Annotated in this window: 16 protein-coding genes; 5 read left to right on the top strand and 11 right to left on the bottom strand. The window is 53.1% G+C overall.

Features of this window, described 5'->3' with window-relative positions:
- Positions 1-78: 78 nt before the first annotated feature.
- Genes HYT79_07020 through HYT79_06995 form a run of 6 tightly spaced genes read right to left on the bottom strand, consistent with a single transcriptional unit; the run spans position 79 to position 6040 of the window.
- The gene (locus HYT79_07020; GenBank protein ID MBI2070340.1) at positions 79-1170 is read right to left on the bottom strand and encodes a membrane dipeptidase; all 1092 of its coding nucleotides are present in this window, start codon (positions 1168-1170) and stop codon (positions 79-81) included.
- A 28-nt stretch (positions 1171-1198) separates the two neighbouring features.
- The gene (locus tag HYT79_07015) at positions 1199-2515 is read right to left on the bottom strand and encodes an FAD-dependent oxidoreductase (protein ID MBI2070339.1); all 1317 of its coding nucleotides are present in this window, start codon (positions 2513-2515) and stop codon (positions 1199-1201) included.
- Complete coding sequence (locus tag HYT79_07010) at positions 2515-4251, bottom strand: hypothetical protein (GenBank protein MBI2070338.1); 1737 nt, start codon at positions 4249-4251, stop codon at positions 2515-2517. Before HYT79_07010 ends, HYT79_07015 begins: the two co-directional genes overlap by 1 nt.
- A 20-nt stretch (positions 4252-4271) precedes the next feature.
- A complete protein-coding gene (locus tag HYT79_07005; GenBank protein MBI2070337.1) occupies positions 4272-4916 on the bottom strand; it encodes a hypothetical protein in 645 nt (214 codons plus the stop codon).
- A gap of 21 nt (positions 4917-4937) precedes the next feature.
- Entirely contained in the window at positions 4938-5447 is a 510-nt protein-coding gene (locus tag HYT79_07000; protein MBI2070336.1) for a hypothetical protein, read from the bottom strand.
- Between the two features lie 20 nt (positions 5448-5467).
- Positions 5468-6040, bottom strand: a complete 573-nt coding sequence (locus HYT79_06995; protein MBI2070335.1) for a hypothetical protein — start codon at positions 6038-6040, stop codon at positions 5468-5470.
- A gap of 236 nt (positions 6041-6276) precedes the next feature.
- On the opposite strand from HYT79_06995, the gene HYT79_06990 reads away from it, so the two are divergent.
- Positions 6277-6606, top strand: a complete 330-nt coding sequence (locus tag HYT79_06990; protein ID MBI2070334.1) for a hypothetical protein — start codon at positions 6277-6279, stop codon at positions 6604-6606.
- A 13-nt stretch (positions 6607-6619) separates the two neighbouring features.
- Here the strand turns inward: HYT79_06990 and HYT79_06985 are convergent, their stop codons facing one another.
- Entirely contained in the window at positions 6620-12103 is a 5484-nt protein-coding gene (locus tag HYT79_06985; GenBank protein ID MBI2070333.1) for a hypothetical protein, read from the bottom strand.
- Between the two features lie 190 nt (positions 12104-12293).
- Here HYT79_06985 and HYT79_06980 point away from each other — a divergent pair, with 190 nt between their 5' ends.
- Positions 12294-13082, top strand: a complete 789-nt coding sequence (locus HYT79_06980; GenBank protein MBI2070332.1) for a hypothetical protein — start codon at positions 12294-12296, stop codon at positions 13080-13082.
- Between the two features lie 29 nt (positions 13083-13111).
- Here the strand turns inward: HYT79_06980 and HYT79_06975 are convergent, their stop codons facing one another.
- The gene (locus HYT79_06975) at positions 13112-13609 is read right to left on the bottom strand and encodes a hypothetical protein (GenBank protein ID MBI2070331.1); all 498 of its coding nucleotides are present in this window, start codon (positions 13607-13609) and stop codon (positions 13112-13114) included.
- 194 nt (positions 13610-13803) lie between these two features.
- Here HYT79_06975 and HYT79_06970 point away from each other — a divergent pair, with 194 nt between their 5' ends.
- The 3 genes from HYT79_06970 (at position 13804) to HYT79_06960 (ending at position 17298) form a co-directional block, all read left to right on the top strand.
- On the top strand, positions 13804-14217 hold the full coding sequence (locus HYT79_06970) for a DUF2914 domain-containing protein (GenBank protein MBI2070330.1): 414 nt from the start codon (positions 13804-13806) through the stop codon (positions 14215-14217).
- 17 nt (positions 14218-14234) lie between these two features.
- Positions 14235-16613, top strand: coding sequence for a hypothetical protein (locus tag HYT79_06965; GenBank protein MBI2070329.1), 2379 nt, complete (start codon positions 14235-14237; stop codon positions 16611-16613).
- Positions 16614-16677: 64 nt separating this feature from the next.
- Positions 16678-17298, top strand: coding sequence for a hypothetical protein (locus tag HYT79_06960; protein ID MBI2070328.1), 621 nt, complete (start codon positions 16678-16680; stop codon positions 17296-17298).
- Here HYT79_06960 and HYT79_06955 read toward each other — a convergent pair.
- From HYT79_06955 to HYT79_06945, 3 genes are read right to left on the bottom strand one after another with little or no spacing between them, the layout of a single operon-like run.
- On the bottom strand, positions 17295-17813 hold the full coding sequence (locus HYT79_06955; GenBank protein ID MBI2070327.1) for a hypothetical protein: 519 nt from the start codon (positions 17811-17813) through the stop codon (positions 17295-17297). The genes HYT79_06960 and HYT79_06955 overlap by 4 nt on opposite strands.
- A 15-nt stretch (positions 17814-17828) precedes the next feature.
- Entirely contained in the window at positions 17829-18494 is a 666-nt protein-coding gene (locus tag HYT79_06950; protein MBI2070326.1) for a hypothetical protein, read from the bottom strand.
- On the bottom strand, positions 18443-19051 hold the full coding sequence (locus tag HYT79_06945; protein ID MBI2070325.1) for a hypothetical protein: 609 nt from the start codon (positions 19049-19051) through the stop codon (positions 18443-18445). Before HYT79_06945 ends, HYT79_06950 begins: the two co-directional genes overlap by 52 nt.
- Position 19052: the final 1 nt, after the last annotated feature.

Here is a 19052-nt window from a genome sequence, read left to right as displayed (position 1 = left end):
CCCTATGGAAATAGGGCAAAAAGTCCTGGGAAGCCGGGGTTAAGGAAAAGTCAAAAAATGGTTAACAGAAGGTTAACTTTATCTGGCCGCAATGTGGGCGGAATATCCCAGGAATCGCCGCCAAAGATTAAGAAAGTTTTCCGCACTTTGGCGGGGGCCGGTGACGCCTGCTTGCTCCAGAGAGGAGAGAACTTCGGCCAGCCCTTCGGTCGTGGCCAGGCCCTGCGCCCTGGGTGGGAAGCCGTTAAAATCAGTTCCGAGCGCCAAAACCCCGTAACCGCCGTCTCGAACCATAATTTTGGCGTGCTCAAGCAAATCAGCGATCGTCCCCCCTGTTCGTCGAGCATCAAAACTTAAGCCGACCATGGACCCGGATTTTCTCGCATAGTCGAGTTTCGCTTGATCGACCGTGCGCTCGCAGGGGGTCAACTCCCTGGCTGCTTCATGAGAAAAAAGAAGCGGCATATTGGGCATTTGTGCCGTTACATCGCGAAAGGTCCGATCACTCGAATGAGCCAGATCAATGAGAATTCCTTTTTTAACGGCATAAGGCAAAAGTTCTTTGCCCAATTCGGTCAGACCGATAGGATTGCGTTTGGAATTAGGTTTGCCCTTATGCAGGCAGTTGGAAAAAAAGACATAGCGGATGTCCGCAGCGCCTGCCCAGGGGCTTTTTTTCGACATGTGCGCGATGGTAATCATGCGCACGCCGGCATCATAAAGCGAATCCACCGCGGCCTGGGACGTGACGCCGTGCGTTCCTTCGACGGCCAGAATAAGGCCCAGGCGATATTCATTTGAACTTAATACCGCTTCAGCATCTTGAGGCGAACGCACAATCATCGCTGTTTCGCTGTTTTCCTCAGTCCATTTTTCAATGGCTTCGATTTGACGGTGTATTTCTTTTAAATAACCGCCCCGCAGATGGGAAACGACGTCAAAAGCGTAAATGGTGGCCATGACTAGCCGGACATTGCCCGCGCGCAAGTCTTTGACGCTGATTTGATTTTTGAAAATTTCCGTATGTTTTTGAGCCTGCGCCGGGCCCTCAGAGGGCCGTCCGTCAAAAAACAGAGGCAGGGCTACATCCGTGGCCATGTGCAAATGCAGATCAATAGTCGCGGCTTTTAGGTTAAGCGGCGCGAGTAGAATCAATAAAAGAAAAATCATATGGACACGATATATTTGACATTATTTGTTACTGGTCCGCGCCGGCAGCAGCCTTGGCGGAACGAATCGCGCCTTCGATCAGGGGCGCCCGCAGGTAGTCGCCGGCCAGCCGCAGGCCCTGAATGCGCGCGGCTTGCGTTTCAAGATCGCGGATATTTCCGAACATGCCCGCGTGATAGGTGGGCACGGCCAGGGGCCGTCTGATGACCGAGGTTCGTTTTATCATAGACTCGAGGTCCGGCAAATAGACCTTCATATCGTTAAGCGCCTGCTTGAGAATCGTTTCGTCGTCGACAGCCATTAAGGCTGTTGCCGTGGGATTAACGAAGGATACCTGAATCACGCTTTTGCCGTCCGGAAAAAGAGGCGGGCAGCGCCTTCTGCAGTCAATGGCGAAAGCGGCTTTATGCCCGTCGTGGCGGGAAAGCACGTAAACCCAATGCTTGCCCTCAATGGCGCGATCAAGAAAGAAATGAGCCATGATGGTCGCGGAATAAGGAATTCTTCCAAAAGCTCCCTGAAGCTCCGGCTGCGAAGAAAATAGTGAAACGGCCTGGGGCGGCGGCACAGCGCAGACAACATGATTTGTTTCCACGGTCTCTTCGCGGCCATTGGCTCTGTAAGCGACCGATTCCACTTGCCCGTGGCGCACGGTCACGCCGGTGGCCCGCCCTTGAATGACCGCCAGTTGCTTGGACATGGCTTTGGCCAACGCGTCGTTTCCTTGCGTGTGGGCGTAAATTTTTGCGATAGCGCCCAGTTTGATGATTTTAAGCAGCATGGCCAGGCTGTGGCCTTCGGGCTCAACGAATGCATAGGAGGTGGTCATTGGCCGGATGGCCAACTCCAAGACCTTGGCGCCGCACTTGTGTTTGAAATATTCGGCCGCGTCGATGCGGTCAAGCGCTTCGTCCCCTTTAAAATTAAAAATATCGAGCGCAGCCAATGCCCCGGCATGTTTGGCTATGGCTGCCCAAAGCGAGAGATTTTCCTTGATCCCCAGCAAATTCAACCAGGGTTTTGTTTTTTCGAATGTTCCGATGCGCCCTTCCCAGGTCATGAGACCAGAGATCGGGGCCGGTATTAAATGTTGTTGCATGCCCGTTTCGCGCAGCAAGTGCCGCGCCTCTCTATAGGCTGAGTAATAAAACTGCATGCCCGATTCAAATGTGCAATTGTTTTGCTCAACGGAGCAGATGCGGCCGCCGATATGCGACGTTTCCTCAAGAACAATAACGTCCAGTCCTTTTTTCTTAAGTTCCCAAGCCGCCGTCAACCCTGCGATGCCGGCGCCGATGACGACAACAGGACGTTTCCCGTTAGTGGGTCGAATATTCAAATTCATCAAAGATTGCCTCCAGGTGATGCAACTGCCAATATCTTGTCCTGCGCCGGGATAAGCCGCCCGTCCGGCGTTGCTTCCATGAGCGTTTTGATCAATGCGCCTTGTTCATTTGTCCGCCAAGCGACCAAGGCGGGCCGGCCGTTGATGATTTCTACGGCCCAAACCAGTTGTTCATAGAGCGAGGCGGACCCCGTGTTGACGTATTTTTCCACCAACGAGCCGTTTTTGTCCGCCGCCCGGAACCTGGGCTCGTGGGTATGGCCGAGGACAAGGTAGGGCGCTTCAGGGCCGGCGCCGGTGACCGCCTTTGCGGCCATGTCTTCGTTCATGTGTCTCCATTTCACAACCGCGTTTTTTTCCTTAAAGAAACTGGGAGAACGTGAAATGGTATTGGCGAATCCCGAGTCTCTGCGCATGCGTTGGGTCCAGCCGCCTTCTTGGGCTGAATAACCCGGCCACACTCTGTCCGCCCCGGTTCCAAACCAAGCCAGGGATTCCGTGTAAACCTCGCCGATTAAATCCCCAGCGCCAATGGCGCAGATCACATCGAATTGATGCCCGTGCGCCACCACAGCGCGCACCGGACTGTTGGAGACAGCGGGATCATCGACCAGGGCAAGGTATTCATAAACCTCTATGGGACCTCCGTATATTTCCCGCAGAACATTCAAGAATTCCGGTTCCAACAGCGCCTCATCGTGATTGCCGATGAGTTTGATGAGGCGGCCGTGTTTAAAAAAAGAATCGCGTAAATGTTCGTAGTGAGATGCGTAGTTGCGCGCTATGGCGCGGAGCTTTTGGAGGCGTTCCTTTTTTTCCGCCGCGCCGTCAAAATAGTTGCCGAGCGGTCCCAATACAGCGTCGAAAATTTGCTCCTTCGCCATCCTGCCGAAGCCGGGGGCTTTGACGAATAAATCTTCAATGTCGCCCGCTTCCACGAGATAAAATTCGTGTTTTTGGTAATAATCGAGCGCCCTGTGAAAAATTTCATGATTGCCCGGGCCATGGCCGGCCCGGCTCCAGTTTTTGAAATGATCGTGCCTGGCCCCTTTCTCCAAGAGATGCAGGTCGGAAAACACGACGTATTTTTTAGCGGCATCGGCGCGCGCAACCTTGGCGCCGGGGGGCGCCTGCCCTCGGGCCAGGCGTTGAAAATCTTCAAGACCCTGCCGGTCCCATCCGAACACATGGCCCCAGCCCGCAAACATGGTCGCATAAAGTACGTCGTCGCCATGGCCCAGAAGCCAGGTCATTTTGGCCATCAAACCTGCTCCGTGGTCAGCATAAGGATGCCCGCGCCAGGCAGCGCCCCCAACAGATAACGCGACAACCGACAAAACAAGGACAAGGCTTTTTTTGGCCAAACGCCGATTTAAACTCATCAATCTGCCGGATAATGCTCCGGCCCAGCGGCGTGCCAGCAACACGCCAAAAAAAAGATTCGCCGCGCTCAGCGCGAGGAGCGCCGGTTTAACCGGCAGACGCAAGATGCAGGGATCGGCGCTCCCCGACGCCAGGGCGCTCAGGAGCGCCATCAACAGACCCAGGATAAAAAGCCCGGCCGGCGCCCAGATGAATATGCTGATGTAAGCGGCGGCCGCCGTGATTAAGTAGCGTTTTAACGGGCGGTTCTCAGTTTTAAAGGCGTTGGTTGTCAGCGAAAAGTAAAAGACAAACGCCAATGATGCCATGGCAATCGCGACAAAACCGGCATCAATGAAACCGCTGGTCGTCACTGAATCTTTTTATCGGGTGCTTAAATGGAGATCACGCTGCCCGGTTTTCTCTGACCGGGGTCGATTTTAATTTTCTCCTTGGGCTTATTGGGCGATTCCTGCCTGGGCCGCCGTTCCTCGGGATTATTGGGCCGGGAAGGCTCGTTTTCACTCGGTTCATCAGGCGTTCCCTGGCCGTCTTCATTGGGCTTGGGCGGCACATAACGCGGTTGTTGCTCGCCGCCGCGCTTGCCGCGTCCCTGGCGGCAGCGCTGATTGCTCCGGTCGTATTGCCCGCATTCATTGGGTTCAGGTTTGACTTGCCTGTTCTTTGATCCCCTGTCCCTTCGTCCCCGGGTTCTCGTGCGCTCATCATAGCCCTGGCGGGTCGTGGGTCCGCCTTCGGACTCCTTTTTCTCCCCATCTACCCAGATATATTTTTCATCCCCGTCGTCTGCGCCTCGTTTGGGATCAAGCCCGCTTTCATCAATGCGGAGAGGCTCAGCTTCTTCGCCATCCTCATTTTTGACGCGGGGCGCATTCCCATCGAATGTCTTCGAAGAGTCGGCCCAAGTCTTTTTCGGCTCTTGAGGGCCGCCCCGCTTGGCTGTCTCCTGGGCCGACGCATAGCCCGCCAGCAGGCCAAAAGCGGCCAGCGTAAGCGCGATTTTTTTAGTTTGCGACATTGTTATGGTTTCCTCCTGATGTTATTTTGATAAGCCGCAACGTTCATCGAGAGCGGCCATTTCTTTGTGCAACCCGTCTAAAGCATGATCGGCTGACCAAAGGGCATCTGCGGCTCCTTTCCTGGCTCCTTCGGCTTTATGAACGGCGATACGTGTTTCCTCTGTCCAAGCACGTCCCCAGTACTCTTCGCGCAGACTTTTCACAATGGCCTCACCCTCCTTTTTGGCAGCTTTGAATTCCAATCGTTTTGTTTCAAGAGCGCTGATGCGCAGAGCCAGGCCATTGACGCGCGCGATGCAATAAGCCCGGTCCGGTTTTGAGGCCGCCGCTTTGGCCGGGGTCTTGGGCGCGGCCGTGCTTGGCTTGGCAGTCCCCGGCTTAACAGCCGAAGTTGCCACGCCTTTCTTGGGCGCTTTCCCATCCATCACCTTAGTAGTCGCCTCATACGTTTTTAACGGGTCTGTGTCAGCCATGGCCTGGGAAAAAGCCAAGAAAATAACGGGCGCGATCCACATTTTTGTTTTAGTCATTTGGTTCATTACCTTTAATTTCATGGAAAACAGCAGGTGACGGCGCCGCCCATCATACGACAACCTTTACCCCAGGGAACCGGATTTGTTGGTTCAGCCGGTTTTTTGGCTGATTCTACGGCAGCGGTTGCCGTCTTCCCGGCGGAACCGGTCAGGCTCGATCCTTCGGGCCGATGAGTGCAATCATGGTCAGCCGGACGGCCCCCTGAAGACATTTTGTCGGACTTTTTAGAAACACCGGTTTTGACGGTTTTTGTCTTGACGCTTTTGGATTCCGCCTTTTTTCCTGCCTCAGCCGTTCCAACGCGAACGGGCAAAGTTCCTAAATGAGGATCGGTGGTTCCATGCACACATTCCGTGCCCTTGCACCCCTTGGCACGGGTTTCGCCGAAGGCCGAGCCTAGGCGGACCGCCGTCTTGCTTGAGGCGCCTAGAGAACCCTCTATCTTGGCCGTGGCCGTCCGTGTTTTGCGAAGCTCCTGTTTCACCGTGGCGCAGGCTTCACCCTCACGGCTTGATTCAGCCCAAAGCGCTGTTTGGGTTGATAAACCGGCGATTATGAGGCCGGCTAAACCGATTTGCGTTTTTTTCATCCTTGACAACATCGAACTGTCCTCCTTAACCTTCTTGGGGCTTCAAAGTTAGTATGGCAGGAACGCAAAAAAACGTCACGTGTCTTAGGTCTAAGATTGATCGAACTAAAGACCCATCAACCGGCGGTTCAATAAGGATTGAAAATAAACACCTTTCGGTTAAGCAATAACATCTTGGGTTAAAAATGATGGAAAATAGGGCGTTCTCAATTAACGATCAGGAGGGAGGAAATCTAATGAAACAATCAATCAAAATAGGGCTTGTTCTGGGATTGGTCGCAGCCGCGGCGCTGGGCCTTGGACGCTTCGTTGAAGCTCAAGGCGCCAAGGAAGAAACCCCGACGGTTTCAGCCGAGCATGCTCAAAAAGACGTTCTCAAGATGGCGGCTGAAAAGAATCTGCACGTTTATATCAATCTCCGGAGCGGCAAAGAGTATTCAGGCAAGGTCAAAGAAGCCGCTTCTCATGCGGTTGTTCTTAAAAATCCGACGGGTAGGGAATTTTACGAGGTTTACATTCCCCTTGACGCCATCGCTTCCGTGGAGATTAAAGTCCGGGATCGTTAGAAGGGTTTCGTTTTTACGGCGAGCGTAGAACTTTTTTTCTGCCATATGCTTCTTCCGATAAAATTTCGATTCCGTCACCCTTGAGAAGCTCGTGAATTTTTTTCACCACTTCGGATTCGGCATAAATTCTGACCAGCCCGGTTTCTTTATCGGTATGGATCATAACGTCATCTTTAAATTTAGTTTCGATGGTCTTAATGGTTTTGTCTGCTTTGGGGGATGTTAATGGATCGAGATAAAAGACAGGCTCCATGATCATCGCATCCCGCCTGGGCGCTGGTTTTGTCTTGGCAGCAGGTTCGCTTGGTTTGGTCTCTTTAGGCAGATAGTCGGCATAAGGAAAAAGGCCTCGTCCCGATGAGTCTTCACCGATAAAATAAGCATCTTTGGCCAGGCCGAAATAATTTTGCACCCCGTCCAGGATAATCCAGGTCCCATCGGAAGACCTATAGGCGGCAAATCCATGGCCGGGGCCCCGCACATAACTGGCAACGCCGTTGAGGTACCCCTCTTTGGTTAATCGTTCGACAATGGCGGCTATGACGATACCTTGGTGCCGGCAAACGCCGCCAAAGCCGACGCAAGCCTCGCCGATCAAAACGGTTTTGTTTTTAAACTTGCTTTTGATTTCAGCTTCCGCGGTTAGACTAGCCGGAATCGTTTTGCGAACTTTTTCATAGACCTTGCCTAAAAGCGCTGTTTTTTCAGCCCCGTCAAGGCCGCGCTCTTCATAAGGCTTTAAAATTTCGGTATATAAATCGTTTAAAGCCTTGTCCTTGGACCAGTCCACCAGCAATTTCTCTCTGGAACTGCCCCTGCCCCTGCTCATGCCACCGGCGATGGGCGTCCCTGCCTCGATTTCATGCCTGGGATCATCAAGGATAAATTTTTTACCCGAGGCATCAACATATTCCCAGCTTCCATCCGGTCTTTTGACGCGCTCAAGCATCACGCGCTTCTTGGCGGCGGGCGGCCCGGGAGCCGGGCCAACCGAAGTATCTCCGCTTGAACGCTCTGTAATTTCCCCTTCCACGATCACGTCGAAGCCGGCTTTTTTCAACGTTTCATATTTATCCCAAGGAATATCGGGCCTGACGCGAAGGAAAGCGTCGCTTGAACCTGCCGATCCAAAGATGTGTTTGCGGGCTTCGGCAAAAGCCTCGATACGGCGGGCTGCAATTTCAGGTGGGAGAAAGCCTTTAAATGCGGCATCCGCAGACGGCGCGTCAACCAGGGTTTTGTCCGAATCTAAAGTTTTTTCAGCCATAGCTTTGGGCACAGCCGGGCTTGTTTTATCCGGATCAGCGACGGAGCTTGGTTTTGGAGTTTTTTTGGCGGTCGGACCCGACGGCGAGAGAGCCTCGATGATTTCAATGGCATAGCCCACTCTTTTTAGATCCGAAACAATGTCCGCCGGCGTATCCTTTCTGACACGTAGCGTCCGATCATGAACCGAAGAATCACCGATGATGTATTTCATGCGCAGCGCGTCGCCGTATTTTTCAAATTTAATTGTTAAAGAGATATCCGTCTCTGATGCAGATATCGCAACATCGCCTGGGCCGGGAGGAGCTTTATCTTCAATCTTGGTGGTTCCGGTATCGATGGGTTCTGTTTTTGAGTCAGTGGATTTGGAATCAAAAATCGGACTCCATTCCTTGGGCCAGGAATCATAAACGCGGATGCCTTTGGCGATCAGCATGGCTTTTAAATCTTTGGTCCCGACATCGCCGGGGCGAACCGTCAAAATGCCTTTGCCGTTGTCCAGGCTGACCGGGCCTTCATAGCCGTAGGCTTTCATAATGCCTTCAAAATCGCGTTTCCCCGCGACTAAATCATGAATCTCGATAAAAATCAGTTCCGCGGTCGGCGTGGAGTCTTTTTCAAGGGCCAGGCGTTCTTTACGCAAGGCTTCCATAGTCGCTTTTTCACTCGAATGAACCCCGAAAACTTTATGAATGACCACATCGGCCAAACCAAAATCAGCGGCGGCTGTGGCCGCGGCTTTCACCATGTCCGCAGCATCGCCACGGCCGGCTGCGTCAGCGAACTCGCCCACATAACTGACCCCGCCGATGATGAGGCCCGATGTCATATATGCGCCTGCGGCGGCCTTGGTTAAGGTGGCGGCTTTGGCCAAAGAGCCCAAGCGCTTGACTCGCTCAATGGCCTCAAGCCCGGTGAAACCCATCATCATGGGCCAGCCTTCGGCGAATGTGGTGATGAAAGCATCGGCTCCGCCGGCCGCATAAAGAGCCGCTGATCCGGTTTCCTCGGCTCGTTCAAGGATATGCTCCGCGGTGCCGTATTTGCGCAGGTGGGCCAAGCGTTCGGCATCCGTCACCGGCGCGCTATCCATTTTTTTAGCGGCGATCAGTGATTCAGGCGTTGCCCCCGGCCCGCGAAGCGCTTTGTAGGCGTCGCTGCGTCCGGCTCGCACCTCGGCATCCAAAAAAACCAAGACTTTTTTATCCGCCTTGACCTTGGCGAGAATCTCATCCGGCGTATACACGGCGCCGGTTCTCAAAAGAGAGGCATAAACACCCAGGCCGTATGCGGCGGATGTTTCTTTATCACCGGTCATTTCAGAAGCGATGGCAGCCCAGGCTAAGCCCCCCGCCTTAAATCCTTCGATAGTGCCCCGGCCTAGGGCGGCGCTCTTATCCATCGCCCACTCAAGCCCTTCTTCCATCGGGGATTTCATTCTGCGCTTCATCATTTCCAATTTCCTGAGTTTGACGAACTCCTCCATGCTCTTTTCGACTTTAATTTTCTCGGTTACCGGCTTACCGATGGGCGTTCGCGAAATTTCTTTGCCGCGGCATCCTTTGCCGGCCTCTCGTTCCACCAAAAATTTGGCATGAGACAGCGTCATTGAGCCTGCATCCGCATATTTTTCCATCAAGCTCGGATCGCCCTTGGTCTCCGTTTCCCAACACCGGACATAGTTCCAGTTCCAATGATCAGCGGGGTATTCTCTCCATCTCAAAAGACCTGCTTCATCAAGCTTCGGCCCAACGGGTTTGTCATTGATGTCTAGATGTAGCGGCGCATAAACCACCAGAGCCGCGCCCGGGGCCTCTGACTCAAAACGTTTGGTAGCGAGCAAAAATCGAGCGCTTTCAACGCGCCGGTCTTTGCCCATTGCGTTGTCAAAATAGAGAATCATGGACTTGTCTTTGATATCTTCGCCGGATTTAAGATCAATCCAAAGGCGAAAGGGTGATTCTTCGGGCTTGAGTTTGATCCTGGCCAGACTGCTTGCCGGATTGTGTATGCGCCACAGATTAGCGCCGTCATAAATCCAATTGGACATGGCCTTGATACGGCCTTCATCGAAGCCCATTAATTTGCCGACACTGTTGGCCATTGATAAGGATTCACCGGGCGTGTTTACCGAGATTAAACTTGCCATCAGCCCGGTCCTTATTTCTTTGCCATCGGCGCCGGGGCTTACTTCAAAATATTCGGCCACATGCGGCCCATGCATCCGAAAACCTGGGCCTTCCTTAGGCCGGTATTCCTCGGGCGAATTGCAGGCGCCTTTTTCATCAATGACCCCCCGGCAAGTGCCCGCTGGAGAAATGATGACGTCAGGACGGAATTCAGCCTTGCCGTCGGCAATGACGGTTTTGCCTCTTAAAATCGTGCATTTTGAGGTTGATCCGGTGACAGCGCAATCTACGCCCGCCTCGCCAAAAGCAATCTCAGTTTGTAAAAAGCCTTCGCCGGAAATTTTACCCTTCATGTATTTCCAGGGACGCTTGGGATCAAATTTTTTGTTGGTTACGGTGGCCGAGCCGTCAGGCATGATGACAGTTTCCGTATCGTCTTTATAGATCGTTCTTTTAATTTCTTTTTCTTTCCCCTTTTCCAATTTAAATTCCGCAACCACCACAAGCTTGGGCGGCGGGTCCTTGGCCGTTGACTTGGGATTGAATTCCTTATGCGTGACGGTTTTGACGCCCTTAGCGGTCCTTTCTTCCAGGGATTTAATTTTTTTGCCTTCTTTAAACCATTCTTTTTCCACCAAGCCTTTGCTTTTATCGTATTTTTCCGTTTCAACCAGGCGGCCGTCTTTGTCCTTGATTTCAACGGAACTTCGGACGATTTCTTCAGTCTCTTTGCCTTTTTTGTCTTTGGTCGTGCGCAGGATCAAAACAGCGGTTTTTACTTCGCCGCTCGGACTGCGGATGATTTTGATTTTTTCGAGGCCGTCTGTTCCGGCCCTTGTTCCCTCAAAAATTTCAGTCCCATCTTTGGTTTTAATCTTAAAGCCCAAAAATTCGACTCCAGCAATAGCGGTGGCGTCTTTCTCGATGCGTATGTCCGCCCCTGACGCTGGATTCAGGCCAATTTCCCAAGGCTCCAGCCGGTCGCCAAGAGCCAGCCGGCCGTCTTTCATGCCGCCCTCCAGGAATGTTTGGTAGGCCCTTTTTTGATTAATATAAAGAGCTAGTTCGGGATTTTCTTTAGCCGCAATGCTTTGCGCTTTTGTCAGATCATCCTTGGATAATTCACCGGACAGACAAGCTTTTTCTTTTTTAGGCAGGCCTTTGAAGGTTTCGCAAATTTTGGCCCGATAAGTCGTTTCAATTAATGCGTCGGCTTCGCCCAATGTTTCTCGCAGGAGCACCGCCCGTTCATGGGAATCGGTCATAGCCATAAGGGCATGAAGCTTGCCGGCCAGTTCGACATTGCCTAATTTTTCGACGGCGGATACAGCGCGGCCGGCCAATTTGTCGGTCAATGAGTCCCGTTCTCGCGTAAAATCAGCCGATGGACTTAAAGGCAAGGCGGCCTTTAGACCTTCCGCCGTCGGCGCTTTGTAGAGATCAGCGAGAGCGGGCTTGGCTTCGGGTGGAGCCGCTACGGTACCGGCGGGAGCCGCGGCCGGCGCTGTCTCGCCCGTATAAAGTTCCGGCCGTTCGATTTTAGGAGCGCCGGGAATTTTAGGCGCTGCGGCGACGCCCAAGGTATGCTCCAAATGAGCGGCAGCTCCCAATTCCTCCTCGAATCCCGGGGGACGGCCGGTGCCGGAGAATGTTCCGCTTAAGCCGCTGTGTCCGCCTCTAACATCGCCGGAAGCCGCTTTCTCAGCCATGGCTTTTCTGCCTTCATCGAGAGCCTTGCCCCTTTCCGTGCTTGGCCCTGCAGCCGATGGGTCCGCGCTTGGGCCAGGGGCAGTTCCCGGGGAACTTCTATCGGGAGGCGGGCTATGGCCGGGGATGCGTCCGGCTAAATAATCCTCAAGAAATTGTTGGGAGACGGAGCCGGGGTCTTCGCCCCTCGATTCAGCTGCGGCGCGGCATGAAGGATCAGCCGCGCAGTCGAAGCCTTCCGGTTCTTCAGGGTACTGGCTTTGCCGGCCGTCGCCGTCGTCGCCATCATCTTCGGGGTATTGGCTTTGCCTTTCCTCATTAGCCAGAATAATAGGCGCAGGCAAGGCAACAGCCAAGATCAACAAAAACGGCAGGCGCCAGTGACTGTTAAGCAAAAAGCCTCCTCTTTATGAGTTTAACGGGCTTTTGTTTGTCGCGCCATCAGGCAATCTGGAGTAGAGCAAGTGCTCCCCTATGATAAAGCTGGTCTTTACCGGTCTTTCGTCCCAGGTAAGATTGCCTCAAAGACCCACGACAAAATAGTTTAAAGTCGGCACAATAATAATAAGAAGTAGGCAGCGCGGCATGAAATGGCATCTTGAGAAATTAACGATTTTGTTTCCGGCGGCCTTGTTGATGGTGGAGGCTTCTTCAGGCGCTTTGGCCGGCGACGATTTCATGGGGTTGCATTCCAGCAGCGCCTTGTCTTTCGATGCAAAGAAAAAAGAAGTCTCTGATCCGGCGCGGCCTGTGATTGTTGAAGGCGCCAAGGGTTTGGCTAATGCTTACTGGAATTGGGGCAAGCTGGCCATAGCTGCGCCGGTTGTTTTGGCGGCCAGTTCCGGAGAAATTTATTATGACGGGGTTCAAGCCGCGTTGCGCGGCGATTATTGGACCTCTGTAATCACGCCGGTCAAATTGCTGATGAATGCCTGGGCGACATCCGTTGATTTATTCCTCTCATGGACGAGCGTCGCGATTGACCCTCTGTGGCAATGGATCTCGCCTGAGAGCAATCGCGTTCACGTGGCGCTGATGGGCAGCGGAGCCAGGGTTCGCTTGGGCCTAGGAGGCGGCTATCTGGTTCAATTGCCAAGCCCGGTTCCCAGCGAATATAACGTCAGCAAACCTACGGGGAACGCATATACAGCCTACACCGCATCAGCCGCAACCATTCATTTTGATTCGGCTGGCTGGATGCAAAATGAGTATTTGCGCGCGCATGAATTCGGTCATACCATGCAAATCAATAAAAGCTTTGTTGTTGACGCGTTTTGGAGAAGATTCAATAAAAACTCAGCGGTTGATATGGAAGATGAAGCTGATGAGATCGGCGAAGAATACCGAGAAACGATTTGGCTCTTTCCGAAATGACCATTTGAACCGGTCGCGCTGGCGTATCGTTAAGGGAGCCGGACGGGCATGACGGGTGCACTTAAAGCATCCCGTCCTTCGCCGAAGGCCCGGCGCACCTTGCTCATGCGCTGCGGTCTGACTTCGGCAGGTTCTACAAAACCCACGGTGCCGATGCGTTCGTACCCACTGCGGTAGGCATAACCGACCGTCCCAATACGTTCATAGGGCGATGCGGCGTAACCCACGGTGCCGATGCGTTCGTACGAGGGGGCTGACGGCAAACTGGGATGACCCGTGCTGGCCGTAACCCCTGTAGCGCTGGAATCGCTTGCGCCGCTGATTGTTGCCCTAATTGGGACTCCTGATAAAGAAAGATAGGCGCTGCCTACGGCGGAGGAAGCCCTTTTCATGAGGCTGCTTGCCCAATCGCCGACTGCAACGACGCTGGTAACAAAACTTTCAGTTAATCCTTCAGCCTGCGTGGGCCTATAAGGAGCGCATAATATAGCGCTCGCCAGAAAACTCAAATATATTCGTTTTTTCATTGTAACCTCCACCAAAACATGCTTTATTTTGACCCATTTTAGGCTAAAAAACATGGGACTTAGGTCCTATTTTCAACGGGTCTTTAAGTCCCCTTATTTTTTACGGCATTAAACGGCGTCTATCGCCCCGTCCTTCATTATTCTATGATGCTTATCAGAGACCGCTTCTAAAGTTAATCAACAGGAGAATTTTGATGATGCTCATTTTGTCCCTTCTAACATCCTTAACCTGGGCGACAAGCCAGTCGGTAGAAATCATTGACGCCTTGATCGCCAAAGATGTCGTCGCACGCCAGCCCGTTGAGCCGGCTGAACATTTTGATGCCGAAGTCGGCGCTCTTGTCTGTTGGACAAAGGTCACAAGCCACGCCGTTCCTACGAAAATCACGCATGTCTGGTATTACGAGGATCGCCAAGTCATGCGCATTGCGCTGGACGTCAAAACCGCCAAATGGCGCACGTGGAGCCGCAAAACCGTCCATTCGAATCATACCGGCCGGTGGAAAGTCGAAGTGCTCGATGAAAACGGTTCCCTGTTAAAGACGGTGAATTTTTCCGTGATCGACGACGCAGAGCCGGAAGCTGAATCGCCTGAATCCGGCGGATGAGGGCAAAATTTCGTGCTTTGTCTTTTCTATTATCGTTGCTGACCATGGCCATGCCCTCAGGCGCCTTGTTTACCCCAAAAAACCGTCCGTATGATGTTTCACATTACGCCATTGCCATGCGTCTGGACGCCGCTGCCGTCCATTTCAACGCCTCTCAACCGGCAGGTAAAGAGATCGCCGTCACCATCGCCTACGGCGGCCAAGCCGATGTCCAACACCAAGGTTTCTTCAAGGTCGCCGATCCCGATGAGCCGACGCGGCCGATGATGTTTTTTACGCATCTTGAGCCCGTGGCGGCGCGCAAGTTATTCCCCTGCAACGACGAGCCTTACGATAAGGCGACGACGGAAACGACCGTTGAAGTCGATCCGAAATACGATGTTTTTTCCAACGGCCGCAAAGTCGCCGATGAGATCGTCGATATTAAAAACGCCGGGAAGCTGCGGCGCGTCCGCTGGGTTCAGGAAAAACCCCACAGCACTTACCTGGTCAATATCGTCGTCGGCAAATTCGGCGAACTCAACGCCGACGTCCAAGGCGCGGGCATGAGCATTTACACGTCGCCTTCCAAACGCGAGCGGGCCGAATTCGCGATGGACGTTTTGAAGAAAGCCCTGCCTTTTTTTGAAAATTTTTACGGCATTAAATACCCTTGGAACCGTTACGCCATGGTCGGCTTGCCGGGATTCCTTTGGGGCGGCATGGAGAATACGACCTTGACCACCATGAGGGATTCGGCCATGACGTTGGAGGACCCGACGGCCAAAATCCAAAAATTTCGCATCGCCTCGGTCGTCACGCACGAATTGGCTCATCAATGGTTCGGCAATTACGTGACCATGAAATGGTGGGATGATTTATGGCTCAATGAAGCCTTCGCTTCCTATATGGAGACCGTCGCCACCGAGGACTATTTCGGCAACGAATTTGCGGTGGTTGAAACCGTCTTGAGCACATGGGAAAGTTATTTCCGCCAGGAAGACGGACCGCGAAGCCACCCGATTGTTTCCAAGGAACTGCCCACTCCGGACGACGCCTTCGACAGCACGAATTACACCAAGGGCGAACAGGTCTTGAGGATGCTTGATTTCTATATTGGGCGCGAGGCGTTTAGAAAAGGTTTAAATGAATACCTTACCCAATTCGCTTTAAACAACGCCACATACAAAGATTTTATGGCGGCCATGGAGAACGCCTCGGGACTTGATCTTCAAGGGTTCGTGGACAGCTGGCTGTTGGCGCGCGGGTATCCGATCCTCGAAGTCGAGGAGCGCTGGCATGATTCGAAGAAAAAAATCAAGTTGAGAATGAAACAACGCCCCAATCATGCCGAGGATACGACCGTTTTTGACTTTCGAATTCCGGTGGTTTTCCATCGTTTGACTCCTCCGGAATTCCATGAAAAGAAAATTATTTTAATCAATAGAAAAGAATGGTCGGCTGATTTTGATTTACTCGCGCAGCCGGAGTGGATCACCTGGAACCCAGGTTCGGTTGCCTTGGTCAAGCTTTCGAGACCCAGGACAAGCGAGGAAAAATGGTCGCTGCAGGCGCTGCACGACCCTGATCCCATCGCCCGCATCCAAGCCTTGTTTGCTCTGGCTAAAACATGGGTATCCCGCGAAGCCGAAAAACTTGAGGATTTGACGCCAAAGGCCAAAGAAACGCTTTCTTTGGCCTTGAAAATTGACCCTTCACCTTATGTCCGCCACGGGCTTCTGGACAAACTTTTGACCAGCAAATGGACGCGTTATCCCGATGATTTAACCCCCGTTCTCTTGGAGCTTGCAAAAGGCCCGGCCGGCCTTCCTTCCTCCGATCTTGAGGGGCAAACCTTGGTCCGGGCCCGCGCGTTGGCTTTGTTGGGCAAATCAACGGATCAGGCCGGCCGCAAATACCTTAGAGAACTCTTAAGCGATCAAGAATTGCCGCTTGATATTCTTTCCGGAGCTTCCTCCGGCATAGCCGGTTTTTCGGACCAAGAGTCCATCCAGGCGCTCAAAACAGCGCTCGATCAGCACGGCCGGCGAGGGTACCCTTTCAAAAAGACCGTTTTATTGGCCTTCGGCATGGTGCGCCATCCCGGCGTTTTGCCCGAGCTTGAGCGCATCGTCAAAAGTTCGGATGCCAATAACGAAATCGTGGGCGGCATTTCTTGGCGGCTGATGAACAACGAAGTGATTAAAAATTCGGCCGAAGGGGCCGGTTTCGTCAAAGATTTCGTCCTTCATCCGAATTCCTTCAGCGAAGAAATGAAATCACGCTGGCTGGAAATTCTTGAAGAGTCGAGAAATCCGGCGGTTCGTCCCGCTCTTGAAGCCATTGTCCAAGAGTCCTCAAGCGCGCGAATCAAGGCGCTGGCCAAAAAAACCCTCGATAAGAATTTTCCTCGCTAGTCGCAGCTTCTTTTAAAATTTCCCCCTTGCCGGAATTGTCCCCGGGGGTTAACCTTATCTTGCCATGGGTAGGGTTTTTCTCTTTCTTTTGTTGGCCGCCGACGCGTCGGCATCGGGAGTCGTTAATCAGATTTCCCCTCTCGGCGGCAACGTTCGCGCTTCCATCCCGGTTCTTGAGCATAAAATTCGTTTATTGGACTCATGGGGCCGGGGCGTCATTGACGGCGGCGGCCTGCGCTACCACCATGACCGTTTGATGCCCGGCTACATGACCCAGGATTTATCCCAAGTATTCCCCCGCCTCCATTGGGGAGAATACGAATTTTTCTACGCGGGCGATGTGATGCGTTATCAGATTTTTTTTCATAACAAAACATCGCGTTCTTACCGCAATTTAAAAATTTCAGCTTGGCAGGAGCATCTGAGGCCGGATGGTTCTTGGCAACCTATGGAAGGGACGGATGATGCGCGGGAATGGACGGTTTCAGGATTAACGGCCGGCGAAATGCTTGTGTTAAACGGCGACGTTGCCGTCCCCGTGGCGCAGATGCGTCTTGGATTGACGAGGACCCGTTATCAGGTTGAGTATATAGATGACGGCCGGTCCGATCAGTTGGTGCCGCGCCTTCTGATGGAGAACGAAATAACTTCGATCTGGTGCCCGTCCGAATTCAAACCGCGCTAGTGGACGCCTTCCTTAGTCATTCGATTGATGTGGTGATTTTTGACTAATGAATAAGTCACCACGCCCAGGACGGTTGCGGCAGCGACTCCGGCCAACGCGCTCGCCGGGATGGCAAAGACAGGCCGAAAATCAAAATCTCCCGCGCGCCCGCGCATGGCCCATCTCCAGGTTGCGGCGGCAGCTCCGGTAAATCCGACGCCTCCGGCAACCAGACCCCATGTTAATCCTTTTCGCTCGGCTGTTCTGTATTGAGTGACGGTTAATCGGCCGACTTCCGGAGTTGCCTGTTCTTCGCGAGGGATGCCCCCTAATCCTGTTGATGGCATAGAGTGTTCGGGATGGAAATATGTTAATCGAACGTTCAACGGCCTTTGGGGCGATGGGCGTGAGCCGGTCCTTTGATCGATACGCAAATCAAGGCGCTGCCAATCGGCAAGCGATTCTCTGTGATCGTCCGCTGAAACTACGCCTAAACCCAGAGAGAATAACGAAATAGCGATCGCAATACGTTTCATATTGAATTTCCCCTTTTATTTGAAGTCAAGGGCCCGGTCGATAGTCAAGACCGACGCCGTGATGGCTGCTGCGCCGACTGCGGACAAAGGCAGCTTCCAAAGAAACGCTCTTGTGCCGGCGCGAAGCCCGTATCCGGCTGAGCGTGCCCAGCGACCCTCCGCGATACCTTCGTAGGCGCCGACCGTCATGGCTTTGCCGATGCCGCCGACCGCGCCTCCGGTTAAAGTTCCCAATAGAAAACCTTGGCCGGTGCGTCCATGCTCGCGATCCGTCCGGCTGCCGTAATAAACAGCCGCGCCGCCGCTTAATGCGCCGGCTGCGCCGCTGACCAAAGCTTTCGTTCTGTTTAACGCAGGATAAGGCAGAATAATGGGGAAGGTGCCGGTCAAACCCATTTCCCAGCCGCCCAGAGCGGTTGAGGTCAACCCGCGGGCCACGCCGCCGATAACGACGTTTCTGATCACCGCTTTTTTGTCGTCATGAGCTGGTGCGGCTTGAAATCGGCTGTCAAGTCTTGTGGAAAGATGTTGGTAATCTTCGCCCCGCGTTTCGTTTTTATCCGCGGATAAGGGCCGCAAAGGCAGAAGAATGGCCGCGGTAAGAATAATTTTTTTGATCATGGTTTCTCCTAACGCCTCAAGACAATATTGGTTATCGGGAAGGCCAATTTTTTCGGCCATTTGCTCAGGCTCGATAAAATAAACCGGCATGATGCTCTGACGCCTTGTGCCGTTGCGACGGAGGCGCTCAGGCTTCGGGGCGTCAGGCGATGCCTGACAACTTCGACTTCGTCACCCATGCGTATGCGTCCCGTATGATGCCCTCTGAGATAAGAGTCATCGGCCGCTGAAAAATAATGCCACTCGCTGCGCATGCCTTGAGCACCGGCAGGGTGCTCATTGACCCGCAGGTGCAAAACGAACACCTCAGGATGGAATCCGCCCTTGAGTGTTTGACCGCGCACATCAAGCCTGACTTTAAATCCGACGTAACCCGCGCGGCCGTCTGGATTATAGACGCCCAAATTTCTGGAAATCGAGTAGGTGGCTTTGCCATTTCGTTGATTCATCCGGACATCGCGGTCGTTTTCCATCGCCTGCCGGGCGAGCCCGTGCAATTGAATGACATCTTCGCGGGATAAGATGGATGCGGATGTTGCCGCGCCCGAGCGCCCGGATGAATGCGCCAGAGGGCTCAACGAGCAGCATAAAAGAGCCATCAATAAAGATTGCCTCATC

This window comes from Elusimicrobiota bacterium (assembly GCA_016180815.1).
GTDB lineage: Bacteria > Elusimicrobiota > Elusimicrobia > JACQPE01 > JACQPE01 > JACPAN01.
This window is presented reverse-complemented; position numbering and strand designations above follow the sequence as displayed.